Raw genomic sequence first — 26,756 nt, 5'->3', positions numbered from 1 at the left:
CAGTTCATGCCTCTGGCGTCCGGCAACGCCCGGCACGCTCCCAGCCTATAGTTCCGCCGTCGAGCGTCATAGCATGCTGAGCGAATCAGCACTGGACATTCCACCTCACGGCACCTTCCACGCGCGTCGTTGAATGCTGCGCAGGCACCGCGGACGCCATGCCGTGGATCCAGTCAACGGGACAAAGCCACGGCAATAAGGGAATATATAACTATGAAGGCACGCATTCTGGTAGTTGACGATGACGAGGCGCTGGCCGAGATGATCGGCATAGTCTTGCGCAATGACGGGTTCGAGCCGGTCTTTTGCGCGGACGGAAGCAAGGGGCTGGAAGTCTTCCGCTCGTCCAAGCCGGATCTCGTGTTGCTGGACCTTATGCTCCCGGGGACGGACGGTATTGAAGTGTGCCGCCAGATCCGTGCGGAGTCTGACGTTCCCATCGTGATGCTCACGGCCAAGTCCGACACTTCGGATGTGGTTCGCGGACTCGAATCCGGTGCTGACGACTATGTGCCCAAACCGTTCAAGCCGGCTGAACTTGTGGCACGGGTCCGTGCACGGCTGCGCCCGGGTGACCAGAAGGCCCCTGAAACGCTGAGGATCGCGGACATCACCATTGACGTCGCCGGCCACCTGGTGAGCCGCGGAGACGGACGCATCTCACTCACGCCCCTGGAATTCGACCTTCTGGTCGCTCTGGCCCGCAAACCCTGGCAGGTTTTTACCCGGGAACTTCTGCTCGAGCAGGTCTGGGGCTACCGGCATGCGGCCGATACCAGACTGGTCAATGTCCATGTCCAGCGCCTGAGGTCAAAGATCGAACGCGATCCGGAAGCCCCCGAAGTAGTATTGACGGTTCGTGGTGTCGGCTACAAAGCAGGTTCCTGAGCCGTCAGGAGGCGACACCGGCGGCGCGCCGGGTCCTACCCCGTCGGGTCCGTCGCAATCGGGCCACGCCCCGCATCCCCATCCGGCACCCGAGCACTCCGATGCGCTGGGCGTGACCCTGTCGCGGCTGCCGGAGCGTGCCCGGATCTGGACACGGCGCGCGCTGATCGTTGTGCTCCGGGTCGCCCGGCTCGTCCGCACCGGGCTTAGCCGGTTCTTCCCGGGAATCCGCTTCCTGGCGCAGACCCTCCACCGCCGGTGGCGGCGTTCCCTGCAATTCCGGACAGTACTGACAACGCTTCTGTTGTCCGTCGGCTCCTTCGCGGTAGTGGGAGCGTACCTGTCAAATCAGATTGCCAACAACCTGTTCCAGGAACGCCTCACCCAGGCGGAATCGGAGACCCGCTTCAATGTCAAGCAAGTGCAGGACACGTTCGACGGTGCACAGGTCACCGACCAGTCCAGTGTCATCACGCTGGTCTACGACACCCTGAACGCCGTTGAAGGCCGGGGTTCCGTGATCCAGCGGCGGTACGTCTTCGAAGCGATGCCGGAGCAGAACAAGCCCCGGAACCGCTGGGTTGAGTCGCGGGCCTCAGACCAGCTGACGGTGAGTGTCATTCCTCAGGAGCTGCGGACAGCGGTTCAGGATTCGGGTAAGGACCAATACTGGGCCTCCACGGAATTCCCGGTGGGGACAGAGGACCGTCCGGGTATTGCGGTCGGAAATAAAGTGACCTTCAACGGCACCGTCTACGAGCTTTACCTTATTTATGATCTGAACACGGCACAGCAGACCCTCAACGAGATCCAGAATGTCCTCTGGGCAGGCGGCGCCGTGCTGGTGCTGATGATAGGCGCCATCGCCTGGTACGTCACACGGAACGTTGTCAGCCCGGTGAGCCACGCAGCCCTGGTGTCGGAGAAACTCGCTGCCGGGCAACTGCAGGAGCGGATGGTAGTCAAGGGCGAGGACGAAGTGGCCCGTCTGGGCGCCTCTTTCAACCACATGGCGGCCAGCCTTCAGGAACAGATCACGCAGCTGGCCACCCTGTCACAAATGCAGCAGCGCTTCGTATCCGACGTTTCCCATGAGCTACGTACACCACTGACTACAGTCCGGATGGCCGCGGAAGTACTCTACGACGCCCGCCATGATTTCGATCCCATCAATAAACGGTCCGCTGAACTCCTGTACAACCAGGTGGAACGGTTCCAGTCACTCCTCGCAGATCTGCTGGAAATCTCAAGGTTTGATGCCGGCGTCGCAATGCTCGACGCCGAACCCGCGGACATCCGGCAGGTCATCTCCCATGTGATGGAAGGCGCGGCCCCCGTCGCTGCCGAGTATGGTTCCGACGTCACCCTCAACGCCCCGGCCGGGAGCATCGTGGTGGAGATGGATGCCCGGCGGGTCGACAGGATTCTGCGGAACCTTGTCCTGAATGCCCTCGAACATGGCGAAGGCAGGCCTGTCAACATTTCCGTGGCAGCGAATGAGTCCGCTGTGGCTGTGGCCGTGAGGGATCACGGCATCGGCATGAGTCCCGCGGAAGCGGCCCGGGTGTTCGACAGATTCTGGCGTGCGGATCCGGCACGGGCGCGCACCACCGGCGGCAGCGGCCTGGGACTCTCCATCGCCGCCGAGGATACCAAGCTGCACAACGGCTGGCTGCAGGCGTGGGGGAACAAGGGGACGGGATCCAACTTTCGCCTCACGGTACCGCTTAAACAGGGCGGCAGCATCGAAAAGTCTCCGCTTCAGCTCGAACCGGCCGACGTCGCACTGCCGGGCTCTGCACGGGAACGCACCATGTTGATCCTGGATCCGGGGTCCACCCCGGATCCAGACGCAACTGAACCAGCTGAAGCCACCGAACCAACCGGAGCGAAGGAGAAATCATGACCCGGTCACCGGTGAGGTTGTGGCACACGGTAGTTGCAGTGCTGGCTGTTCTGATGTTCCTCCTGACATCCTGTGCCCAGATCCCCAGGTCCGGCCCGGTGGGCAAGAGCACGGATGAAAGTGCCGGAAACATCAACGTCCCGGCATTCTTCCCAGAAGCGCCTCAGCCTGGCGCTGGTCCGGCATCCGTGATCCAGGATTTCTACCTGGCAGGCAGCGGCTATGAGGACGACTACGCCGTGGCACGGCAGTACCTGACACAGGCGTCTTCCGTTTCCTGGAAACCGGATCAGCGGGCGCTCGTGTACCGCCATGCGCAGGTTGTCAAGACCGGCGTCGAAAATGTCTATAGCTACCAGCTTGATGTCTCGTATTCTGTGGACGCCGACGGCGTGGCAACACAGATGCCGGAGGGCACCAGGGAAAGTATCCCCGCCACCGTGACCCAGGTAGATGGGGAATGGCGTATTTCCGCGCTTCCGGACGGCACGGCCATTCCGGAAGAGACGTTCAAAGTGATCTACGGTGCGTATCCGATCTACTTCTACGATCCGAGCTTCACTTATGCGGTACCTGACATACGGTGGTTCATCAAGAAGAAAACCGTTAAGGCGATGACCAGCGCTTTACTGGGCGGACCGGCCCCCTATCTGAAGGGTGCCGTTGTGAGCGCCTTTCCCTCGGGGATGAAGCTGGCACGGGAGTCAGTGCCCGTGGTTTCAGGCGCTGCGCAGGTGGACCTCACTGCCAAAGAACTGACCGAGGCATCAGGGGAAGACAGGCTCCGGATGCAGACCCAACTGGCACTCACCTTCCGCAGCCAGCCGGACGTGATCAACGTCGAGCTGCGGGCGAACCAGGACCTGGTTCGGCTCGAGGACAACGGCTCCATCCTTCCGCCGGTTCTCAATAAGAGTGTTCCGGCCCGCCAGATCGCTGTCAGCAACAACCAACTCGTGCGGTACGAGAACAACAGGATTTCGCCCCTGCCCGACATGCAACCGGTTTCAGCGCTTGGCCCGCGGGCACCGGCAGAGTCACCCGTCTCGCAGTCTGTCGCATTCCTCAACCGGAGCCGCTCCACGCTGTATACGATGGTGCCCGGCCAGCCGGCCAGGGCGCTCACAACCCGCAGCACTCTGACGCATCCGTCGTTTAGCCACGATGACTGGGTCTGGACGGCAGGGCCCGGGGCCGACGGAGCCACAGAGCTTGTGGCTTTCAAGCCCACTGGGGTAGCGGAAGGTGCAACCGTCCCCACCGTGACTCTGTCGCCCTCTTGGCTTGCCGGACGGACGGTCAAGGATTTCCGGATTTCCCGCGAGGGCGTCCGTGCTCTGGTGATATCCGAGCAGAACGGCAAGACCCGTGTACAGATCACCGGCGTTATCCGCGCAGCAGACGGCACACCCAAAGAACTGACAACTGCCGTAACCCTGGTTGCGGCCAGCAACCCGGACCAGGGCGTCTGGGTCAACGACACCACGGTTGCGGTTATGAGGGGGGCGGCCTCTGCCAATGTGACTCCGGAGTTGCTTTCCCTGAGCGCGGGGCAGCCGCAGCAGCTGGCTCCGTGGCCCGGGCTCGTGGCCCTTAGCGCCGGCAACGGGCCCGAGGAGATTTACGGGCAGTCCGAGGAAGGCATTTTCCAGAGGCTTGGAAACGGCTGGTCGCCTCAACTGAAGGGACCCATCGACCCGTCGTTCCCGGGGTAACCCGGTTGGGCCGGAACTGCCAGGGTTTTCCACATAGGAAAACGGCAGGCTTCCGCCCACGGCGCCGGACGCGGGAATATTGGCGGGTGAACAGCTCGGACGACGACGACGGCCGGTGCCGCGCACGCGCCCGTTCGGACCCCGACCTGTTGCCTCGCGGGCCCTCATCCAAGCACCGCAGCGAATACCGGCAACCGATCCTGCGGGCAGTTGAGCTGGCTGCCGGGGCACTAACGGAACTTCTTGCGCTGGCGCTGCCCGTGGACTGCGTGTGCTGTGGAACTGAAGACCTTGCTCTCTGCGCCGCCTGCGAACGCCAGATACGGTTATTGACGCGCAATCCGTTCAGGGCAGAGGCACAGGCCCCGGCGCTGATGGATGTAGACGGCAATGTCATACTTCCTGTGGTTGCGGCCGGCATCTACCGCGAAGAACTGGCGCAGGCGGTGCTGTCTTTCAAGAGACACGGCCACGGGCAGCTGGAAACGGTTTTGGGCAAGGGCCTCGGCCGCGCCGTCCACGCCGCCGCCAATGTGCCGGACGTCTGTCTGGTTCCGGTTCCCAGCAGCAACAGCGCTTTCCGTAAACGCGGGTTCAGCCCTGTCAGCCTGCTCCTCAACAGCCTCCGCAGGCGCGGGGCACTCTCAGGCATGACCGTGCACAACGTCCTCAGGAAGTCCGGTCCGCTGGCTGGACAGGATCGATCGTCCGGCGGGCAGAAAGGACTGGGCCGCGGCGCCCGTGCACGTCGGTCCCGGGGATCCATGCGTGTGGCCGGTACAAGAAGCGGTCAAGAAATCCGGGGGCGCCCGTGCATTATTGTCGACGACGTCCTCACAACGGGTGCAACCCTCGCCGAGGCGGCACGGGCGGTCCACATGGCGGGCGGTGTGGTCAGGGGAGCCGTGGTCCTGGCCGCGACACGCCCGCCGGTCGGAGCGCCGTCAGGCACTGGTCCGCAGCGTGCGCCCGGAAATGCCGGCGACTTGGAAAAAAATAAACCACGAAAGGATGAATAACCGGTGGCGATGAACTAACGTCGGATATGGGTACCAAGAACAGATGTACCTGTCGATGGCGGCTCGGAAAGGGGCTCGACAGTCAAGCAGATCGGCCCTTGGAAGTGCCGCCGTCGTGTCACCGAAGTCATTTGGAGGGCACCATGGAGTTCATGATCAGCGGACGAAATCTGACGGTCTCAGACCGCTTCCGCGAATACGCCGGCGAGAAAATCTCGAAGATTGAATCGCTTGGGGACAAAGTCCAGCGGGTTGATGCGAAGGTTTCCAAGGAAACGAATGCACGCCAGACCGGTGACCAGCTCACCGTTGAAGTGACAGTCCTGGGCCGCGGCCCCGTGATCCGTGCCGAAGCCAGCGCCGCAGACAAGTTCGCCGCGTTCGACCTCGCCTACAGCAAGCTGCTTGAGCGGCTCCGCAGGGCCAAGGACCGCAAGAAGGTCCACCACGGCCGCCACACACCGAAGGCCGTCCGGGAGGCCACGGCAACTCTGGAACCTGCCAGCGCCAGCGAGCCAATCTATGTTGAGGCCAGTCATCGTGTTGACGCCCCGGCCGCCCCGGCCGAGAAGTCTCCCTACGAGGTGGACAACGACATTCCCGCAGGCGACTCTCCGGTGCTGATCCGCCGGAAGGTTTTCCCCGCCGCATCGCTGACTCTCGATGATGCTGTGGACAACATGGAACTTGTAGGCCACGATTTCTATCTGTTTGTGGACAAGGCGACCAAGTCCCCTTCAGTGGTCTACCGCCGCCGCGGCTGGACATACGGCGTCATTGCGCTGGACCAGGAATGTGAACCTGGTGTAACCGCCCTGGAAGAAAAGATTCATGCCTACCGTTCCGACGATGAGGCCGCCAGCGCATAAGCTGGTGCCAACTTTCCGACGAAAGGACTGACGTGGGCGCATCACTGAGCCTCGTACAGGCCCGGCGGATCGCACTGGCAGCCCAGGGATTGGATAAAGGACGGCCCGCCGGCCCGTGACATCGCGGACGGTGGGCCGTACCTTTGCCCGGCTCCAACTAGTCCAGATCGACTCCGTCAACGTGGTTTCCAGAAGCCACTTTCTGCCGTTCTACTCAAGACTGGGAAATTACGACCGCAACATCCTTCATCGGATGGCAGGCAACCACCCAAGACGCATGATGGAGTACTGGGCCCACGAAGCCAGTTTCATCCGCCCGGAGCACTTCCGGGACCTGGTGATGTGGCAGAAGCGCAAGTGGGTGGGCGCTTCCGCCATGGAACCGGTGCTTTGCAAAGGGGTCGCCGCGAAGATACTTGAGGCCCTGGCCACCGGCAGGCCCATGACTGCTGCCGAACTTACCGCCCGGCTGGGCCACGTCGAGGACAGACAACAGGTCAACTGGGGTTGGAACTGGAATGCCGTCAAAAGGGTGCTGGAACACCTCTTTGCGGAGGGGCTGGTCTCGTCCGCCTCCCGGACCGATCAGTTTGAACGCCGCTACACTCTGACTGCCCGGGTCCTGCCCACGGTCGCCTTTGATGACACCCCGGCGGACAGAACGGCCGCAATGCACCGGCTCATCGAAGCGGCAGCGCAGGCTCATGGGATCGGAACCGTGCGGTGTTTCGCCGACTATTTCCGCACCCCCGTGAACGCTGCAGCTGTTTCCGTGCAGTATCTGGTGGACAGCGGCCGGCTGGTGCCGGTCACGGTGGAAGGGTGGGATAAGCCGCTGTTCCGCCACGCGGAGGCGACGCTGCCGCGCGCTGCGACCGGGACGGCGCTGCTCAGCCCTTTCGATTCACTCGTATTTGAGAGACGCCGGCTCGAGGACCTGTTCGGATTCCATTACCGGATCGAGATCTACACACCGGGACCCAAACGGCGATTCGGTTACTACGTCTTGCCGTTCCTGCTTCGGGACCGCATTGTTGCAAGGGTCGACCTCAAGGCAGACCGCGCCGGCAGTCGACTGCTCGCGAGGGCATCGCATGCCGAGCCTGGTGCGCCGCCGGACACCGCCGTCGAACTCGCCGCCGAACTGAGGCTCATGGCCGAATGGCTGGGCCTGGACGACGTCCTGGTGTACCCGGCAGGGGATCTTGCACCGCAGCTGGCTGCGGTCATCGGCGGGCCGCAGGGGAGTATCCGCTCTCAGGGAACAGAGGCAACTTGCCCCGGGTCTCTCCCGTAGACTAATCACGCCAGAATTCGGCAGCATGAGATTGGGAGCAACTTCACGTGGCATCACTTATCGAAAAACTTCTCCGCACGGGTGACAAAAAAACCCTGAGGCAACTGCGGAACTATGCCGATTCCATTAATGCCCTTGAAGACTCATTCAAAACCTTCACGGATGCCGAACTGCGCGAAGAAACAGATCGACTCCGCGAACGCCATCAGGATGGCGAGAAGCTTGATGATCTCCTTCCCGAGGCCTTTGCCGCCGTACGTGAAGCGTCCTCACGCACCCTGGGCATGCGGCACTTTGATGTCCAGCTCATGGGCGGAGCCGCCTTGCACCTGGGTAACATCGCAGAAATGAAGACCGGCGAAGGTAAAACTCTCGTGGCCACCGCTCCGGCCTACCTCAATGCCCTCGCCGGAAACGGCGTCCACGTCATTACCGTGAACGACTACCTCGCCGAGTATCAGTCTGACCTTATGGGCCGCGTCTACCGGTTTCTGGGGCTGAGCAGCGGATGCATCCTTTCCAATCAGGATCCGTCTGTCCGGCGCGAACAGTATGCCGCTGACATCACCTACGGGACCAACAACGAGTTCGGGTTCGACTACCTGCGCGACAACATGGCCTGGGACAAGTCCGAACTCGTCCAGCGCGGCCACAGCTTTGCCATCGTTGATGAAGTTGACTCCATTCTGATCGATGAGGCCCGTACCCCGCTGATCATTTCCGGACCGGCCCAGGGCGACACCAACCGGTGGTACAGCGAGTTCGCCAAGGTTGTGCTGCGGCTGCAGACCGACCAGGACTATGAAGTCGACGAAAAGAAGCGCACTGTCGGCGTCCTTGAGGGTGGCATCGAAAAGGTCGAGGACTACCTGGGCATCCAGAATCTTTATGAATCAGCCAACACGCCGCTGATCGGCTTCCTCAATAACGCCATCAAGGCGAAGGAATTGTTCAAACGGGACAAGGACTACGTCATCCTTGATGGCGAAGTCCTGATTGTGGACGAGCACACCGGGCGCATTCTCGCCGGACGCCGGTACAACGAGGGCATGCATCAGGCGATCGAAGCCAAAGAAGGCGTCGAGATCAAGGCCGAAAACCAGACCCTCGCAACGGTGACGCTGCAGAACTATTTCCGCATGTACGGCAAGCTCGCGGGCATGACCGGTACGGCAGAAACCGAAGCCGCCGAATTCATGGGAACGTACAAACTCGGTGTGGTGGCCATCCCGACCAACCGGGACATGGTGCGGATCGACCAGTCGGATCTTGTGTTCAAGAACGAAACCGTCAAGTTCGACGCCGTGGTCAAGGACATTGCCGAGCGGCACGAAAAGGGGCAACCGGTCCTGGTGGGTACCACCAGCGTTGAGAAGAGCGAATACCTTTCCAAGCTGCTTGCCAAGGAGGGTATCCGGCACGAGGTCCTCAACGCCAAGAATCATGCCCGTGAAGCCTCCATCGTGGCCCAGGCAGGGCGTCATGGCGCAGTGACCGTTGCCACCAACATGGCAGGCCGCGGTACCGACATCATGCTGGGCGGCAACGCCGAATTCACTGCCATCGCTGATCTGGCCAACCGCGGGCTCGACCCCGAGGAGAACTCCGAGGACTATGAGGCCGCATGGCCCGGCGCATTGGACGCTGCCAAGCAGTCGGTCAAGGAAGAGCACGCGGAAGTCCTGCAAATGGGCGGCCTGTACGTTTTGGGCACCGAACGCCATGAATCACGACGCATCGACAACCAGCTGCGTGGCCGCTCGGGCCGTCAGGGCGATCCGGGGGAGTCCCGCTTCTATCTCTCGCTGACCGATGACCTCATGCGGCTGTTCAACTCCGGTGCGGCCGAGCGTTTGATGAACAGCTCAGTCCCCGATGACGTGGCACTTGAGTCCAAGCTTGTTTCCCGGGCCATCGCGTCGGCCCAGGGCCAGGTTGAGGGACGCAACGCTGAACAGCGCAAGAACGTCCTTAAATACGACGACGTCCTGAACCGCCAGCGCGAGGCCATCTATGGGGACCGCCGTCGTATTCTCGAGGGCGATGACCTCCATGAGAAGGTGCAGTTCTTCCTCGAAGACACCGTCAACGCCCTGATTGACGACGCAACGTCTGAAGGGAACGGCGATGACTGGGACTTTGACCAGCTGTGGACCAACCTCAAGACGCTTTACCCGGTGAGTGTGACGTCGCACGACGTCATCGACGAGGCCGGCGGCAAATCCCGCCTCACCGTTGAGTTCCTCAAGGAAGAACTGCTGTCCGACGCCCGGCTGGTCTATCAGTCCCGGGAGGAGGCCATCGGTTCCGACAGTATGCGTGAACTGGAACGGCGTGTGGTGCTCTCTGTGATCGGCCGCAAATGGCAGGAACATCTCTATGAGATGGACTACCTGAAGGAAGGCATTGGCCTTCGTGCCATGGCCCAGCGTGACCCTCTGGTGGAGTACCAGCGCGAAGGTTTCACCATGTTCCAATCGATGATGGAAGCCATCAGGGAGGAGAGCGTTGGCTTCCTGTTCAATCTGGAGGTCGAGGTCACTCCTGCCGAGGACATCGTCTTTGCAGATTCCGCCGGGGAGCACACGGAACACCATGAACCGCAGATCCGTGCCGCCGGTCTGGAGACACCGGAAAAGCCCGCCCAGCTGCAATACACCGCGCCCGGCGAAGACGGAGCCAGCCAGACCCGTGTGGAAGGCAAGTCCTCTGCGCGCTCGGGCAACCCGGCCAAGGCGGCCGCCCAGGACAACGCTAAGCGCGGGACCAGGAAAAAGCGCCGCTGAGTCCAAATCGCCTGGCAGGCAAGTCGTCAGCAAAACAAGTGGGACCGGAACGAATGTTCCGGTCCCACTTGTTTGCGCGACTGCTCGGCCGCGCGCTTCAGCCGATTTCCAAGGCAGTAATGCGCCACACCTGCTTGCTGCGTTCCAGCCTGACGGCTACGGCCCGGGCCCTCAGTTCATCAACGACGACGGCACTTGCCTCATATACGTCCGGCGAAACTTCGCACACCCGGACCGACCGCACGGCGGGATTCCGGTGGAGCCGTTTCACGGCTGGGAACGAGCTGTTGGCGGCTTCGCGCCGGATCAATGACGCCCGGTGCTGAAGGGCATTGAGGCAGCGCTGATCGAGTCGTCGGGCCAATTGCTGGACCGGCCGCGTCCCGGCGAGGACTTCGATGGCAGCCTGGACGGTATTCCGGGTTATTGCACTGATTTCCCGGCCTTCGTCTGCTGCCCGTAGCTGAAGGAAAGGCGGATCCTGCGGGGAGCTGGTGTCCGCACGGGTGCGAATGGAAGTTACGGCACTCATTGTGGTTCCTTTGCTTGATCGGGGATGCATGTCGGCAACTAGACCGCGGACGGCGACTTGAGGATCTGGCCGGGTAGTAGAACGTCGGGATACTCACCGATGGCTGCCCTGTTGGCCTGGTACCAGCGGGGCCAATGCAAGGCGATGTCGACGTCGGAAGCCGTGGGGCCAAGATCGCGGGCCGCAATACTCCAGAGAGAGTCTCCTGCGAGCACCGTGACGCCGCCGGTGCCAGCGCTGCCGCTGTCCTGTGACGCACGGATGGGATGCGCCACAACCAGGCCGGGCTCAGCAACAGGAGAGCTGGGTTTCCAACGGGGCTTGAGATCCGGTGGCAGCCCAGCCGCACCGGGCGGAAGTTCTGCGGGGGACGGGGCGGCGGGCGCCACCGTTGGATGTTGCAGCTGAACGGACTCCCCGGCACCCGTCGGAGCCCACGCCGCAGCGGCCGCCACCTGCTGGGTTGGGCTCCAGCCGGGGCCCGCCGGGAGCGTCTCCGCGTTGGCGAGCGGGGCAGAGATCAGTTGAATCCCCAGCGCGGCCAGAGCCAGCCGTCGCATGAACGCCGGGCTGTATCTGCCTGTTGCAGCTGCTGCGCGCTTACTGCCGCATTTCTCAAGAACGGCGGCAGCGAAGGCGATGAGCAAGGAAATTACCCACCAGACAACCATCACCAGACCCACGGTGTTCGCCACGATTCCCAGCAGATCCTCGAAGCCGAGGGACTGCCGACGGAAAGCTGAAATGTGCCATCTCTCGATGAGATTGGCGCCTGTAAGGGTCAGAAACAGGCCCAGCAGCAAAATGACGACTGCCATGGCTGCGTCGGATCTGACTGGCCGGGGAGACAGTGCTTGCATGGCCTCCAGCTCCTTAGGGTGTGTTTGATGCGATTTGATGGTGTTTGATGAATATAAACATAGTTTGCATCACTTCAGTGATGTTTGTCCAGACGATTGTTGGAAATCCCGCGAATTGACCCGTGGGCCCGTCCGGCCTACGCTGGCGCCATGCGTTGGGATGCTCTGTTTGATGACATGGAGGCACAGTTTGCCGCTGGAGACAGGATCGGGCTGGAAGCAGAAATTACCGAGCGCGCCAGAGTGGATACAGCCTCGATTGAACTGGCGGACCGGCTCCGTGGCTCGCTTGGCCGGCGCATCGGTGTGCACCTCGCGTCGGGCTCGGCTTTTGAGGGGATGCTGAGCCATGCGGGCGCCGACGGACTGGTGCTCAACGAAGAGCAACAGCAGGTTCTGATTCCGTACGCCTCGGCGGCGCGGTACGTGGGACTTGGCCGGCTGGCGGTCGGCGAGCCTTCAACAGTCAGGCAGAAACTGGGACTGGCCAGCGCCTTGCGGGGACTGGCCCGTGACAGGTCCGGGCTGACAGTCATTCTGGGGTGTGGTTCAACCGGCGAGGCCAGTCTAAGCGGCGTGATTGACAGGGTTGGGCGGGACTTCTTTGACCTGGCCATAACCCAGCCCGGGGAGGCCAGGCGTTCCGGCAGCGTGAGTCAGATGTCGACTGTTCCGTTTAGTGCGTTGGGAGCCTTGAGATCGCTCAGATCCGGTGAAATGTAGGCAGCGGAGAGTGGACCTGCCATGTCAGACTGACTTGGCTTTTGATTCCTCGATCATGCGGCTGGCTTCGGCATAGCGCTCGTCGATGTACTGCTCCAGCATTTTTTCCTCAACGCGCCATTGGCCGCGCCCGCCCACCTGGATGGCCTTGAGCTCTCCGCTACGGACCAGGGCATAGGCGGCCGGTGAATTGATCTGAAGCTGTTCGGCAACATCTGCAAGGGTGAGGAATCGGGGCATGTATCCATTTTGCCATCAATGACGCCGGGTGGTGCGGTTATCCACAGTTTGGTGTTGTTTGGGTCTGTGACTTTCCGATCCGGCCTCTTTGCCGTAACAATGATGATGTCCGGAGCAGATAGCCGTCCGGCCGGCACGGACAAGGGGATCAGATCGAATGAGTGTTACCGCAGCGGTTACGGGAGCCCGTCTGAAAAAGCCGTCATGGAAGGACCCCCGGCTGCTTGTCGGCATCCTTCTGGTTCTGGCGTCGGTTGTCGGCGTGATTTCGCTGGTGACCAGCGCAGACCAGACCACTGAGGTGTATGCGGCACGCGAAGCGATCGCCGTGGGGGAGAAGCTTACGCCGGATAACTTGAACCGGGTCAAAGTGCGGCTGGGCGACGTTCAGACACACTACATCACCGTTGAAGCGGGGATTCCTGAAGGGATGGTTGCTGTCCAGCGCATAGGCAAGGAACTGCTCGTGCCCCGGGCGAGCCTGGGACAGGTGGACGCACTTGACCGCAAGCCCGTTTCGGTCACCATAGAGGAAGCGCTCCCGGACCAGGCCGTTGCGGGCACACTGGTAGACGTCTGGGTGGCGCTCCCCGATACCCGCAATGGTTTCAGCGAGCCCAGGCTTCTGTTGCCCGGTGCTGAAATTTCCCAGGTCACGTCCGGCTCCACGGCCCTGGGGTCTTCGAAGTCCACGGTTCTGCTGGTCCTGGTTGCCGATACACAGATGCCCGCACTGCTGGGGGCACAGGCGAACAGAGCGAAGATTTCCGTGGTCTGGAATCCGGGCGGAGGAACCAGATGAGTATCCCCGTGGTGACCGTCGGGCAATCTCAGGAGGATCTGGTCGGTGGCCTCGAACGGCTCCACGGTCCTGTCGCCGTGGTTCGGAGGTGTACCGAGCTGTCTGAACTGCTGGCTGCATGCCAGAGCGGGCTTGCCCGGGCAGCTGTGGTGGCCGAAGGCAGCGAGGAGCTCACCGCGTCCCTCGTGGACCGGCTGGGGGCAGTGGGTGTAGCAATCATCGCCCTGACTGACAGCCCGGAAGAGGCTGCCAGGCTGCGCGGGATCGGTGTGGCTTCCGCTTTGTCCGGGGTAGAGTCCTCTGCCCTGGCCGCAAGGATCTCCGATGCAGTGGCTCAGCTGACGGGTACAGGATCCCGGCAGGGGACCTCGCGCGAAAGCGGCTTCTCGGACACCGGCGCTGCCTTCAGGCCACTGCCTGACACCGCAGACGCCGCTCCGGTGGCGTTCGGAACCGGGCAGATTATTGCTGTCTGGGGACCGGCCGGATCACCGGGCCGGACCCTCGTCGCTGCCAATATGGCCGGCGAGCTTGCCGCCGAGGGTAAATCCGTGTTGCTCGTGGACGCGGATAGTTACGGTGCCAGCGTGGCTGCCGTCCTGGGCTTGCTGGATGAGGCGGCCGGTCTTGCCCAGGCCTGCAGGCTGGCGGACCAGGGGCTGCTGGACAAGGACGCATTGCTGCGGGTCGCCATGCCTGTGGCCACAAAGTCTGGAACATTCAGGGTCCTGACCGGAATCACCCGGGCAGAGAGATGGACCGAGCTCCGTGCCGCGGCGCTTTCGCTGGTACTGGAACGTGCAAAGGAGATCGCGGACGTAGTAGTGGTGGACACCGGGTTCTGCCTCGAAGCTGATGAAGAACTCAGCTTTGACACGATGGCTCCACGGCGAAACGCTGCGACCCTGCGCAGCCTCGAGATGGCGGATACCGTGTATGCCATAGGTTCCGCAGACCCGATCGGGGTGCCGCGCCTTGTGCGCGGACTGGCGGAGCTTGAGGCGGCAGTCCCGCAGGCGTCCCCCCACGTTGTTATGAACAAGGTCCGCGCAGCTGCAGTGGGCCGGTCTCCCGAGCGCCAGCTCAGGGATGCCTGGGACCGTTACGCGCCGTCCTCGGCGATCCAGGCATTCCTGCCTGCGGACCAGGCAGCCAGTGATGCAGCGCTTTTGTCCGGCTCACTGTTGCTTGAGGCGGCACCGGACTCTCCGCTGCGTTATGCGATCGCTGGCCTTGTTTGTGCACCTGTCCAGCAAACCCGGCGATCCTCTGTCTTTTCTCCCACAGCAAAGCGTCGGCTAAAGAGCTAGGCTCACCATGAGGGCTGCGATGAAGCAGCCATAAATTTGTGATGGAGGCGTTTATCCATGTCGACTGGATCCAGCGTGGAGGATCAGTCCCTTTCGATCGGAGCCCGCAAGGGTTACCTCGGGGACTACTACGAGCACCTCGCGGAAGAGGACTCCCGCGGCTATTCGCGGGATCTGCTGGCCGCCCGGGCGGAAACCCACCGCGACGTAGCCACCACCCGGTTGCCAGGTAAGGCAAACATCGAAATAGTCGATGAAGCGGACGGCACCGTGGTCTACATCGTCACGGATGACATGCCCTTCCTGGTCGACTCCGTCAATGCGGAACTTGTCCGGCAGAATTCGGCGATCCACCTGGTGCTCCACCCCTTGTTCGTGGTCACCCGCAACCGCCAAAGCGGCGAACTGGTAAAGGTAGACAGAGTTCCATCGCATATAGGTATTTCCAGCGGCGACACCGCCGCGCTGCCCAGCATGTCCCACCTGATCGCACAGGGAGACAATGCCTCGCATATGGAATCCTGGATAGCTGTGGAAATCGACCGGGCCAGCGATGAGGCACGGGCACTGCTGACTGAGGGTTTGGGACGGGTGCTCGGCGACGTCCGTGCCGCCGTCGAGGACTGGCCGAAAATGCGCAGCAAGGCACTCCAGATCGCGCAGGATCTGGATAAGGTGGCCAACCCCGCCCAGATCGTTGAGCTGCGGCAGGCGCAGGACCTCCTCCACTGGCTGGACGAGGGGAACTTCACCTTCCTCGGATACCGGGAATACGATCTCGTTAATGACTCCGGTGAGGACGTCCTGCAGCTTCGTGATGACAGCGGCCTTGGGCTGTTGCGCGCGAGTGCCGATTCGCATCAGTTGCAGCACCTGACCGAAGCCGGCCGGAAAAAGGCGCGCGAGAAGCGTGCCCTCGTGATCACCAAGGCAAACTCCCGCTCCACGGTTCACCGTTCTGCATATCTTGACTACATCGGGGTCAAGAGTTTTGACTCCGCGGGAAACGTCAACGGTGAGCAGCGCTTTATCGGTCTCTTTGCCACGAGCGCCTACGCCGGCTCCGTCCGCAACATTCCGATTGTCCGGGAAAAGGTGGACGCTGTCCTCCGCAGCGCGGGCTTCCCGCCGGACTCGCATTCCGGTAAGGACCTGCTGGGAATCCTTGAAACTTACCCCCGCGACGAACTGTTTCAGATCGAAATCCCGGATCTTGCCGCCACTGCAACCGGGATCCAGCGGCTCCAGGAGCGCCGCAGGACCAGGCTGTTTCTCCGACCTGATATCTACGGCAGGTTTATGTCCGCCGTCGTATATCTTCCCCGCGACCGCTACACCACCAACGTCCGGCTCCGCATCGAACAGGAGCTCCGCGAGACGTTCCAGGCCGTGTCGATCGACTACGAGGCACGGATGACGGAGTCAGCCCTCGCACGGCTGTTTTTCCGGATCCGTCTTCCAAAGAATGCCGACGTCAGCAACGTCAACCCCGAAGAGCTCGAGAAACGACTGGTCCGGGCCGCCCGGTCGTGGAGTGAAGGCATCACTGAAGTACTGCGCGACGGCGGTGCTGACGCCGAGACTAAGGAACTGGCCGGCGTCTGGGCCGAGGCGTTCCCGGCGAGCTACCGCGTGGACTACGAAGTGGAAGATGCGCTGGAGGACATCGCCCGCTTCGAAAAGTACGGCGCAGCTGCCGAGCGGACATCCCAGGATGTCAGGCCGGAGCGGCCCGGTGTCCATGTGTACCTGCCGGAAGGGGCCGGGGCCACCCTTGAAGAGGATGCACGCGTCAAGCTGTACATGCTCGAGCCCAAGAGCCTGAGCCAGATTCTTCCCTACTTCCACAACCTTGGTCTTGAGGTGCTGGACGAACGGCCCTTTGAGATCGAGACAGCGGACCGCCGGGACTTCTTCCTGTATGACCTGGGGCTGAAATTCCCGGCCGGCGTTGATCCCCTGTCAACCGGACAACTGCTTGCCGAATCCTTCGGAGCAGCTGTTTCGGGCGCCGTGGAGTCGGACAGCTTTGACAGGCTGGCCCTCCGCGAACGCATGCACTGGCGCCAGATTATTGTCCTGCGTGCATACGCCAAGTACATGGCCCAAATGGGCAACACGAATTCCTTCGAGTTCATGGCGGACACACTGCTGGCGAATCCGGAGGTGACACGGGGACTTAACGCGCTGTTCGCGGCGCGCTTCGACCCCGCATTGCCGGACGCGGAACGTGATGCCCGGCAGTCGGCCGTTCGTGAAGAACTGGCCGCTTCGATCGAATTGGTGCCAACGCTGGACGCCGATCGGGTGCTGCGGACCTTTGTGAACCTGATTGAGTCCACCCTGCGCACGAATTTTCACCAGAACAAGCCATACCTGAGTTTCAAGCTCAATCCGGCCAAAATCGAGGGTCTGCCGTTCCCCAGGCCAGTGTTCGAGATCTGGGTTTACTCACCGCGCGTGGAAGGTGTCCACCTTCGTTTCGGCAAAGTGGCACGTGGCGGGTTGCGCTGGTCGGATCGCCGGGAAGACTTCCGCACCGAGATCCTGGGATTGGTCAAGGCCCAGACCGTCAAGAACGCCGTGATCGTTCCAACCGGCGCCAAGGGTGGTTTCTTTGCCAAACAGCTTCCGAATCCTGCTGCGGACCGCGCTGCCTGGATGGCTGAGGGGATCGAAAGCTACAAGACCTTCATCCGTGGACTGCTCGACCTCACGGACAATCTGATCACTACGCCGGACGGCGAGGCTCTGGTCTCACCGACCGATGTTGTGAGGCATGATGACGACGACTCCTACCTTGTGGTGGCGGCAGACAAAGGTACCGCAACGTTCTCTGACATCGCCAACGGACTCTCGGCTGAATACGGTTTCTGGCTCGGCGACGCCTTCGCCTCCGGAGGCTCGGTAGGATACGACCACAAGGCGATGGGCATCACTGCCCGCGGCGCCTGGGAATCCGTCAAGCGCCACTTCAGCGAGCTTGACCTGGACACCCAGTCCGAACCCTTCAGCGTTGTGGGTGTGGGGGACATGTCCGGTGACGTGTTCGGCAACGGCATGCTGCTCTCGCCGCACATCCGGCTGCTGGCTGCTTTCGACCACAGGCATATCTTCCTGGATCCGGCTCCCGACGAGGCGGCTTCCTTCGCGGAGCGTCAGCGGCTGTTCAATTTGCCACGGTCCTCCTGGGACGACTACAACCAGTCGCTCATCAGCAACGGCGGCGGCGTGTATGCCCGGCAAGCCAAAATCATTCCCGTTTCGGAGCAGGTGAGGGCTGCCTTGGGGCTGCCAGAGGGCATTAAACAGCTCAGTCCGCCCGAACTCCTTCGGGCCATCCTCCTTGCGCCGGCTGACCTGCTCTACAACGGCGGCATCGGGACGTACGTCAAGGCAAGCACCGAGTCGAATGCCCAGGTAGGGGACAAAGCCAATGATGCCATCCGGGTTGATGGCCGTGAGCTCAGGGTCAAAGTGGTGGGCGAAGGCGGAAACCTTGGCATGACCCAACGCGGCCGAATTGAGGCAGCCCTGCAGGGCGTCATCCTGAACACCGATGCCATCGATAATTCGGCCGGTGTGGACTGCTCAGACCACGAGGTCAATATCAAGATCTTCGTGGACCGGATGGTGGCCGCCGGGAAACTGGAGGCAGCAGAACGTGCCGACTTCCTGGCATCGATGACGGAGGAAGTCGGGCGGCTGGTGCTCGAGGACAACATCGACCAGAACATCCTGCTGCTTAACGACCGCATGCGCGTTGCGGAATGGAGCCCCAGTTACGAGCGGCTCATGGACTGGCTGGAAAAGTCTGCTGACTTGAAGCGGGACCTTGAGGCTCTGCCCTCCACGGCAACGCTGCGCGAGCGGCTCGAACAGGGCCAGGGACTGACCTCGCCGGAGCTTTCCGTACTCGCGGCCTATGCCAAGATTGAGCTCGCCACGTCCCTGCGCGAAAGCGATCTGGCCGACGATCCATGGTTCCGGCAGACGCTCCGGGACTACTTCCCCAAGCAGCTGCGGGAGAAGTTCGACGCCGAGCTGGACACGCATCCGCTGCGCCGCGAGATCATTGCGACGATAGTGGCAAACGACATGATCAACATGGGCGGCATCACCTTTGCATTCCGCACCATGGAGGAAACGTCGGCAAGCGAGGTGGCTGTCGCCAAGGCCTTTGTGGCTCTCCGCGAAGTCTACGAGCTGGACATCATGGTGGAGGAACTTAACAGCCTGCCGGCGTCCTTCCCCACCGAACACTGGAGCACCATCCACCTCGATATCCGGCGCCTGCTGGACCGTGCGGTGCGGTGGGTCCTTGGTCAAGGCAGTGGCTCGCGGCCTATTGCCGATACGGTGGCGGAGTTCAAGCCGCTCATGGACCCGATGCGCGCCCGCCTGCTGGATTACCTGCGCGGCGATGACCGGTCGAGGGTGGCAGGATGGCTTGAGAAAGCCCGTGGCTGGAAACTGCCGGAAGATCTGGCCCACCGCTGGGCCGAGCTCTTCGAAAGCTTCGTCCTGCTGGACATCGCCAAGATCGCCCATGTCAGCGCGGAACCAGTGGAAAGCATCGCGCATGTCTACTACACCGTGTTCAACCGCTTCCATGCAGATTCCCTGCTGGAACGCATCACCAAGCTGCCGAGGGCGGACCGGTGGCAGGCGCTTGCGCGCGCGGCCTTGCGGGATGACCTCTACTCGACCGTTTCAGACATGACGACGGCGGTACTTGAGTCCACGTCGACGGGAACCCCGGCAGAAGACCGGCTGAAAGTCTGGGAAGGGCTGAACGCAGAACAGCTGGGCCGTGCCAAGAGCATGTTTGACGAGGTCAACTCGCTCGAAGCCGACGATATGGCTTCACTGTCGGTAGCATTGAGGCTCTTGAGGTCAATCGTCCGACGCTGAGGGGACTGTCCCGGCGTTGAAAATGGAGGTGCAGTGGCAATCTTTACGGACCCTATCAGGGAACATGCTGATTTTGGGCCGGGGGATGCTGAGTGGCTGCACCTCCTGGTGGGCGACTGGCAGATGGTGGCCGACCTTGCGTTTGCCGACCTTGCCTTGTGGTTTCCCCATCCTGAGCACGGGTATGTGGCGCTGGCGCACGTCCGCCCCTCCACCACACACACGGTCTTTCATGCCGACTTCGTGGGGGAGGGAATCCGCTCGGACCTGCAGCCGCTGGTGGACAAGGCCTGGAACAGCCGCATCATCGAGCGCTCAAGCGAAACCAACTGGAGCAGCGACATGGCGCTCCGGGTTGAAGCCGTGCCGATGGTCAGGAACGGACGCACCTTGGCCGTGGTCACTTCCCATATGGATCTCTCCAGTTCCCGGATGCCTTCACGGCTTGAACTGACCTACCGCCAATGTGCTTACGACCTGTTGCGGATGGGCACCCTGGGTTTGTGGCCGGATTTTGCCTCACCCACTGGTTCCCGCCGCGGCGCGCCGCGTGTGGGAGACGGTCTGATCAGGCTCGACGCCGACGGCATTGTGCAGTACGCCAGCCCCAATGGCGTGTCCGCATTCAGACGGCTTGGTGACGGCGAATCGCTTGAGGGCCGCTCGCTTGCCGAGGTAACCGCCAGTCTGCTGAAAGACCGGCGGATGGTGGACGAAACTCTGCCTCTGGTGGTCACCGGACGGATGCCCTGGCGCAGCGAGATCGAATCGCGCGGCGTGAGCCTGTCTCTGCGGGCTATCCCGCTGCGCGATGAACAACAGCGGTTCGGTGCGTTGGTCCTGTGCCGCGATGTGTCGGAGCTGCGACGCCGCGAATTGGAGCTTGTCACCAAGGACGCAACCATCCGCGAGATCCACCACAGGGTCAAGAACAACCTCCAGACGGTTGCAGCTCTTTTGCGCATGCAATCCCGCCGGATGGTCAGTGATGAGGCAAAACAGGGTCTTGAACAGGCCATGCGCAGGGTTGCCACCATCGCGCTGGTCCATGAGACCCTGTCACAGGGCCTGGCCCAGAGCGTCGATTTCGATGAACTCATCGGCCGTCAGTTCAGGCTTTCTGCCGAAGTGGCGTCTCCCTCCCAGCAGGTAAAGACCGAGCGGGCCGGACTCTTCGGCGAGCTGCCAAGTGACTTCGCCACCCCGCTGGCGCTGGTGATCAACGAACTGGTGACCAACGCCGTCGAGCACGGACTAGAGGGGCGAACCGGAACAGTCTGGCTTTTGGCCGACCGCTCGGAGGGCGAAGATGGCGAGGAGCTGCTCACCGTCACAGTGGCGGATGACGGCGTGGGGTTGCCGGAGATCCCGCATGTGGAGGGTCTGGGCCTTCAGATTGTCCGCACGCTCGTGACGAGCGAACTGGGTGGTTCGATCCAGTGGCAGCGCCGCGATGGCGGCGGGACTGCAGTTCAGATTGTGCTGAGCCTCGTCAGACGGTAGGCACTCAAGTCCAACCCCGGCTAATAACGGCAATGGCCGCGGACCCGGAGGTCCGCGGCCATTGCCGTTGGTTTTGTGGTGCGCTGTCAGCTGTCAGCCTTCACTCGTCAGGAGGCGCGGCGCGCGCGCGCTGCCCGGCGCTTGAGCGCACGTCGCTCGTCTTCGCTCATGCCACCCCAGACGCCGGCGTCCTGGCCGGATTCGAGTGCCCACTGCAGGCACGTATCAACGACCGGGCAGCGGCGGCATACGCTCTTTGCTTCCTCGATCTGAAGGAGGGCAGGCCCGGTGTTGCCTACTGGGAAAAACAGCTCCGGGTCCTTGTCGAGGCACGCTGCGCGGTTACGCCAATCCATGCTGATCAGTCACTCCATTCCTGGGAAAATGCGGAACTCTTTGTGAAAATATTCACTTGAGGCTACATAGGAAAGGGGCCCTGCAGGGCCCCCTTGGTCATCTGAATTAAGCGTGTCATGTTAACGCCGTGTAAACAAGGGGTAATGGTCTAGGAAATCACTCCAAAGCGTGAGCGATACATCACACCGGCCGTCCGGGCCCTCACCGTTAGTTGACTATGTCCGGTAGGGTGCCAGTGTGTCAAGACCCCCCCTGAACCCTCCCAATGCTTCCCCTGGCCCCGCTGATGATGACTCCCTCCACACGGGCGTGTCGGCCTCGCCCCCTGATTCGCCGCTTGATTCGCCGGCCGAGCGGCCGCGCGGAGTAAGCGTCATTGCGCTGATCGTTGCAGCCGAGGCGACGGCGTTGCTCGCTGCCGCCGTCTGGTACGGATTCCAATTGGCTTCCCGGGCACCGGTGCTTTCGTTCTGGGGGGCAGTGTTCACTCTCGTGTTGCTTCTGGCCTTTTCGGCCTGGCTTTATGCCGTGGGGCATTTCCTCTTTCGTGGCTACCGGTGGACGAGGGCCGGCGCTCTGGTGGCACAGCTCTTTGCATTGGCCATTGGCTTTCCCACGCTCACCGGTGGATACACCCTGGCCGGACTCGCCATGCTGGTGCCGGCGGTTGCCGGCATTGTGCTCCTGTTCGACAAACGGGTCATCGGCTTTGCATCGCGGACGGGCGGGTCACCTCCTGCCCTGTAGCGCCTTCCGGCCTCAGGACGGGCAGCCCCGGTTCTGACGGGGGTGCACTCAGGGGTAGCTGGACCGCGGTTGCCCTGCCATCCGAAATGAGGATGGCGCGGCCAGCTGGCGGGCTGGCTTCCAGCTCGAAGCGCAGGCCGAAGAAGTCACCGTCCATCAGGCTTCGAGGTGCGATGAGCACACCGGTTCCATGGCTGCGGGTGTTGAGGGCCAGCGGAACACTTTGCATCAACGTGGAGCTGAAACCGGCTGTCCATATGACTGTCCACCCCATGTTGTTCAGCTCGAGGAGGTGTTGGTTGGCCGCGGGCGGGAGCAGATCCGCATCGTCGGCAAGCACCACGGAGTTCCGGTCAAGCTGTTCCGACATGGCCTTGGCATGGACCCGGGCCCAATATTCTTCCGGACTGGATCCGGAAGCGGGACAGAGCCAGCTGCGGATCGATGTGTTGATGGCGGGAAGGGCCTCGATCAAGGTGCTCTTGCCGGATGCAGGACCACCGAGAACGGCCAGGACACTGCCTGCAGGCAACCGCACAGCCACGGGATCCAGTTCGTCCCCACCGAGCCCTATATACAGGCGGCGACGCCGGTTCGCCGGCGAGTCACTTGCTGAAGGTGCCTTGTCGCAGGAATCCGGGGCCGCACTGCCCATGCTGCCGCCTATGCCGGCGCCCAGCCGCGACAGCACGTCTTCTACCAGTACCCGTGCGGGCAGCGGTTCTATCCTGAAGGGAACCTCCAGAAGCGCGGGTGGCTGCCGGTGCGGTGCTTCTTCCGCTGATCCGTCGTTGACAGGCCAGGCGAAGAACTGACACACGGCCGTCTTGCCATCTGCGAGAGCTCCTTGTGCTACTCCACGGCCCGGTACCGGGGCCGTGTCCGGCAGCCTCGGCCATGCCAGCCGGCTGTCTTCATTGGATCCGGTCGGAAAAAACACGCGGTTCGGGACCGAGGCGAAGAACCGGGAGGTTACGAGCTCCCGTTCTCCTGAGATGATCACTGTGATGCCGGCCTTTTTTCCGTCACGCACGATGTCCTGGATCACATCCTCGGCCCACATGAGCGGCCCTGCACGGAAAGCGGAAACCCAGGAACCCCAACCGGATATAACAAGAACCAGCGGGGTTTGCTGTTCGCCCTGTTGACGGCTGAGCCGCGCTGACATCTCATGTGCGAGCCGCTCCAGCACGCGGACACCGCGTCGAAGTTCATGCAGGCAGGCCACTGCTCCCACGCGTTCAGATGCTGCAATGTCGCCGAACGAGGTGTCGGCGTCGAGTATGTAGAAGTGCGTTTCGGCCCGGTCGGTTATCAACTGATGGACGGCCAGAAGCATCGCCTCCGGCGCTCCGCTGGCTTGTCCGCCGACCAAACCGATATGGCCGTGCTCCGCCGGCCGCCATTCGAGCAACGCGATCCGTTGTTCGTCCGGAAGATCCACCCAGCCCAGCTGGGCGGAGCAGCTTTTTTCGGCTCCTGAGGCGTCAAGGGACAGGGCGTGCACCTCTGCGGCAGGATGTGCCGGGGCGAAATCGCGCCGGCGGGAGAAGGGCAGCGGCGCAGGCAAAGGGTTTGCGACCGGCCTGCGCGCCGACGATCCGCCCATGGTTGACCATAGCCGGCAGGTCAGGTCAATGATCGGCGCGGCTGCCTCCGCTGGTGTGATCGTCGCTGGACCGGTTGACTGGCTGTCCTTCGCCGGAAACGGGGCCGACAACGCGTCTTCAGCGAGCCGGATGGTAATTCCGGTTTCCTGGACTCCTGCAGAGGCCAGGCCGAGCGATGCGGTTTGGAACTCCTCGGCCGCCTCGGTTCCGCGGGCAAGGAAGGCCCTGCCTGGGGCATCGACAGCGATGCCGGCCGCGATCTTCGAGTTGATAATATCTACTGACTCCATCTCGGACTGGACCCGGAGCGCGATGCTCGTGGTGACATTCGCACGGATATCGGCAGTGAGAGCTCCCTGGGGACGCTGGGTGGCCATAATCAGATGCACACCCAGGGAACGCCCGATGGCGGCGATTCTCATCAGTTCGCGGAGTGCTTCCGGGGCATCCTCCACCAGCATCCGAAATTCGTCGATGATGAGAATGAGATGGGGGAGCGGGTTCGCTTCGCCGGTGCACGTAGCACGGTAAGCAGCCAGATCCGGAGCTTGAACTGATGCCAGGAGCTCTTCGCGGAGCCGGATTTCCGACCGCAGCGAGGCAAGCGAACGGTCGAGTTCGGGCAGGGTGAGGTCGGTCAGCATGCCAACGCAGTGGGGGAGTCCGGTGAGCGGTCCGAGCCCCGAACCGCCCTTGAAATCGATAAACAGGAAATTGATGCGGTCAGGCGGAAAGCTGAGCGCCAGTGCCGCCGTCAGGCTCCGGAGAAGTTCTGATTTTCCGGAGCCGGTGGTGCCGGCCACCAGAAGGTGGGGGCCGTCAGCTTCGAGATCAAGGATTCTGGGACCCGTGGCTGCCAGCCCAACAGGAACGGGAAGTCCTGGCCGCAGCCGCCCGGTGGCCCAACGCAAGGACGTCTCTGCGGTTGACAGTGGAAGAACGTCACCGAGACTGCAGGATTCAGGCAACGAGGCCGTCTTCGGGGTCATTCCGTCAGCTGCGGCTGCGCGTTGCCGGCAGTAGCGGTTGAATACCTGTTCCGGAACGAGGTCAGGCACGAATCCGGACCTGAGACCGCCGGTACTGAGCGTTGCGGTGCGTTCGCCCAGTTCGATGTCGGTTGGTGATGCTGCTCCGGCAGCGTGGATGAAGTGGAACACCTGCCAGCCCCGGCCCCGCGCTTCCTCGATGATCTCGGCGTCCGGGCCGGCCGAACCGACGTCTCCCATGATCATCAGGACGCCAGGGGAATTCCCGGGGGCAGGATCCGGAATCAGCACCGCGGCCGTGGAGCGGGTATTGGCGGAAAGAGTCACCTTGTCCAGATAGCGGGCCGCGAGTGGCAGCAGTCCAATCCGACCGTGGATGAGAATCCTCGTGTTCCGCGCCAGCGGGTAGCCGCTGAGCTGCATGATGATGGAGTGGGCCAGACCATTCACTGCTCGTCGGGCCCCCCGCACGGATGCAATGGGGGTGGATGGATCCAGCGTTAGCGGCGCCCATCCCAGAGCAGGACGCGCAAGGTTCGGATCATCCGGTTCGAAGCTGATGTTTGCTTGCTGCTCGGCCAGCCCGAGTCGCAGCCAGACGACGCCTCTTTCATCCAGGTTGATGTTCTGTCCGGTCACCGCGACTGGACCACTGATCACCAGATCTGCAGCGGAAGGGGCGGATCGCCGTCGGCGTTTCCGGTCTTCCTGCACGGCAGCGGCGATCGCCGCTTTCAGCTCGCCGCGTTGCCGCCTGCCCACAACCACAGGAACGAGGACGGAAACTGCGGAGACGGCTGTAAAAGCGAGGAACATCCACATGCCGGTGAGGACAGCCAGACCCACGCCGATGACCAACGGCAGCCCGGCCGAGAGAAGGAGGGCTGTCCGGTTGCCGGCTTCAGCCCGACGACTGATCTTGAGTGGTGCTGCTACGGATTGACCCGCCTCCGCCAACTCATGTCCCGAAAGCGACAGGGCTCCTCGGAAGATGACCGACATTGTCGAATTGCCACAGCGAACCGTCGAGCCGGTTGATACGACCGCTTTCCTTACCCGTTTGCCATCCACTTCTGTGCCATTTGCGCTGTCGAGATCAACAATGGTGATGGCTGTGTCCGAGACCTCAAGCCTGGCATGTTCCCTCGACAGATCGGCGTCCGGAATGATGACTTCCGTGTTGCTTCGGCCAATCCGGTATGTTCCGCGCTGCAGGGGCAGCATTGTCCCGGCGCCTGGTCCGCTGCGGACGACAAGCATCAGGGACGGGGGAGAGCCGTCTTTTGGGCTGATCCCGGGTCTGGCTGCGGGGGTGCCGCCGTCGACCAGGATCGCACCGTTGACCAGGGGAGGGACTCCCACGGTCATCGCGGATACTGCCGATCCGTCCAGCGTCAGTTCCCGGGTCCCGAAGTAACGGGTGATTTCAGTCTGAAGCGCTTCGCCCGTGCAGTCCGGCGATGCCTCGATTGTCAGCTCCAGGGGTTCATCAGTGCTGCGGGAACCCGGTCCCCGGACCAGCGTGCAGTGGAGCGTCAACGGTCCACCTCAATTCTTTGGCGACGAATTTGAGACCACACTAGCGCGGGCAGGGTCCGCGTGTCCTGCCGGGAACATGGCATGTGGATAACTCCGCTCGACGCCTTGGATTCGCAGATGGAGCGGTACTCTCGGGTAGGCTAGAGCAGC

17 protein-coding genes and 1 pseudogene are annotated in these 26,756 nt (G+C 62.3%); 13 read left to right on the top strand and 5 right to left on the bottom strand.

All coding sequences use genetic code 11. The features are described from left to right. Positions 1-213: 213 nt before the first annotated feature. The 7 genes and pseudogenes from mtrA (at position 214) to secA (ending at position 10,480) form a co-directional block, all read left to right on the top strand. On the top strand, positions 214-888 hold the full coding sequence (mtrA, locus tag V3C33_11915; protein XAS66207.1) for an MtrAB system response regulator MtrA: 675 nt from the start codon (positions 214-216) through the stop codon (positions 886-888). Positions 889-1,000: 112 nt separating this feature from the next. Next, positions 1,001-2,794, top strand: coding sequence for an MtrAB system histidine kinase MtrB (gene mtrB, locus V3C33_11910; protein XAS69730.1), 1,794 nt, complete (start codon positions 1,001-1,003; stop codon positions 2,792-2,794). Then, positions 2,791-4,509 carry an LpqB family beta-propeller domain-containing protein gene (locus V3C33_11905; protein ID XAS66206.1) on the top strand — a complete coding sequence of 573 codons (1,719 nt, stop codon included), beginning with the start codon at positions 2,791-2,793 and terminating at the stop codon, positions 4,507-4,509. The genes mtrB and V3C33_11905 overlap by 4 nt, the downstream gene beginning before the upstream one ends. A gap of 86 nt (positions 4,510-4,595) precedes the next feature. Further along, positions 4,596-5,528: a phosphoribosyltransferase family protein gene (locus V3C33_11900; protein XAS66205.1), complete on the top strand. Its 933-nt coding sequence runs from the start codon at positions 4,596-4,598 to the stop codon at positions 5,526-5,528. 143 nt (positions 5,529-5,671) lie between these two features. Further along, positions 5,672-6,397, top strand: coding sequence for a ribosome-associated translation inhibitor RaiA (raiA, locus tag V3C33_11895; protein ID XAS66204.1), 726 nt, complete (start codon positions 5,672-5,674; stop codon positions 6,395-6,397). A 32-nt stretch (positions 6,398-6,429) separates the two neighbouring features. After that, a pseudogene (locus V3C33_11890) lies at positions 6,430-7,694 on the top strand (crosslink repair DNA glycosylase YcaQ family protein). Between the two features lie 47 nt (positions 7,695-7,741). Beyond that, positions 7,742-10,480 (top strand): preprotein translocase subunit SecA, encoded by a 2,739-nt coding sequence (gene secA / locus V3C33_11885; GenBank protein XAS66203.1) that lies wholly within the window; start codon positions 7,742-7,744, stop codon positions 10,478-10,480. A gap of 97 nt (positions 10,481-10,577) precedes the next feature. Here secA and V3C33_11880 read toward each other — a convergent pair whose 3' ends face one another. Further along, positions 10,578-11,012, bottom strand: coding sequence for an Rv3235 family protein (locus V3C33_11880; protein ID XAS66202.1), 435 nt, complete (start codon positions 11,010-11,012; stop codon positions 10,578-10,580). Positions 11,013-11,050: 38 nt separating this feature from the next. Continuing rightward, complete coding sequence (locus tag V3C33_11875) at positions 11,051-11,872, bottom strand: LysM domain-containing protein (protein ID XAS66201.1); 822 nt, start codon at positions 11,870-11,872, stop codon at positions 11,051-11,053. A 150-nt stretch (positions 11,873-12,022) separates the two neighbouring features. On the opposite strand from V3C33_11875, the gene V3C33_11870 reads away from it, so the two are divergent. Continuing rightward, positions 12,023-12,595 carry a hypothetical protein gene (locus V3C33_11870; GenBank protein ID XAS66200.1) on the top strand — a complete coding sequence of 191 codons (573 nt, stop codon included), beginning with the start codon at positions 12,023-12,025 and terminating at the stop codon, positions 12,593-12,595. Positions 12,596-12,619: 24 nt separating this feature from the next. Here V3C33_11870 and V3C33_11865 read toward each other — a convergent pair whose 3' ends face one another. After that, positions 12,620-12,835 carry a helix-turn-helix domain-containing protein gene (locus V3C33_11865; GenBank protein XAS66199.1) on the bottom strand — a complete coding sequence of 72 codons (216 nt, stop codon included), beginning with the start codon at positions 12,833-12,835 and terminating at the stop codon, positions 12,620-12,622. Positions 12,836-12,992: 157 nt separating this feature from the next. On the opposite strand from V3C33_11865, the gene V3C33_11860 reads away from it, so the two are divergent. Genes V3C33_11860 through V3C33_11845 form a run of 4 tightly spaced genes read left to right on the top strand, consistent with a single transcriptional unit; the run spans position 12,993 to position 21,364 of the window. Then, positions 12,993-13,637, top strand: coding sequence for a hypothetical protein (locus V3C33_11860; protein ID XAS66198.1), 645 nt, complete (start codon positions 12,993-12,995; stop codon positions 13,635-13,637). Then, on the top strand, positions 13,634-14,947 hold the full coding sequence (locus V3C33_11855; protein ID XAS66197.1) for a P-loop NTPase: 1,314 nt from the start codon (positions 13,634-13,636) through the stop codon (positions 14,945-14,947). Before V3C33_11860 ends, V3C33_11855 begins: the two co-directional genes overlap by 4 nt. Positions 14,948-15,004: 57 nt before the next feature. Next, entirely contained in the window at positions 15,005-19,861 is a 4,857-nt protein-coding gene (locus V3C33_11850) for an NAD-glutamate dehydrogenase (protein XAS66196.1), read from the top strand. Between the two features lie 33 nt (positions 19,862-19,894). Next, a complete protein-coding gene (locus tag V3C33_11845; protein XAS66195.1) occupies positions 19,895-21,364 on the top strand; it encodes a PAS domain-containing sensor histidine kinase in 1,470 nt (489 codons plus the stop codon). Between the two features lie 107 nt (positions 21,365-21,471). On the opposite strand, the gene V3C33_11840 is transcribed toward V3C33_11845, so the two are convergent. Then, entirely contained in the window at positions 21,472-21,720 is a 249-nt protein-coding gene (locus tag V3C33_11840) for a WhiB family transcriptional regulator (protein ID XAS66194.1), read from the bottom strand. Between the two features lie 310 nt (positions 21,721-22,030). Between V3C33_11840 and V3C33_11835 the strand changes: the two genes are divergently transcribed. Then, on the top strand, positions 22,031-22,468 hold the full coding sequence (locus V3C33_11835; GenBank protein XAS69729.1) for a hypothetical protein: 438 nt from the start codon (positions 22,031-22,033) through the stop codon (positions 22,466-22,468). Here the strand turns inward: V3C33_11835 and V3C33_11830 are convergent. After that, a complete protein-coding gene (locus tag V3C33_11830; GenBank protein ID XAS66193.1) occupies positions 22,422-26,606 on the bottom strand; it encodes an FtsK/SpoIIIE domain-containing protein in 4,185 nt (1,394 codons plus the stop codon). The genes V3C33_11835 and V3C33_11830 overlap by 47 nt on opposite strands. Positions 26,607-26,756: the final 150 nt, after the last annotated feature.

The sequence above is a fragment of the Micrococcaceae bacterium Sec5.7 genome (genome assembly GCA_039636785.1).
Classification (GTDB): Bacteria; Actinomycetota; Actinomycetes; order Actinomycetales; family Micrococcaceae; genus Arthrobacter.
The sequence above is the reverse complement of the archived record's forward strand: the minus strand, read 5'-3'. Positions and strand labels throughout refer to the sequence as shown.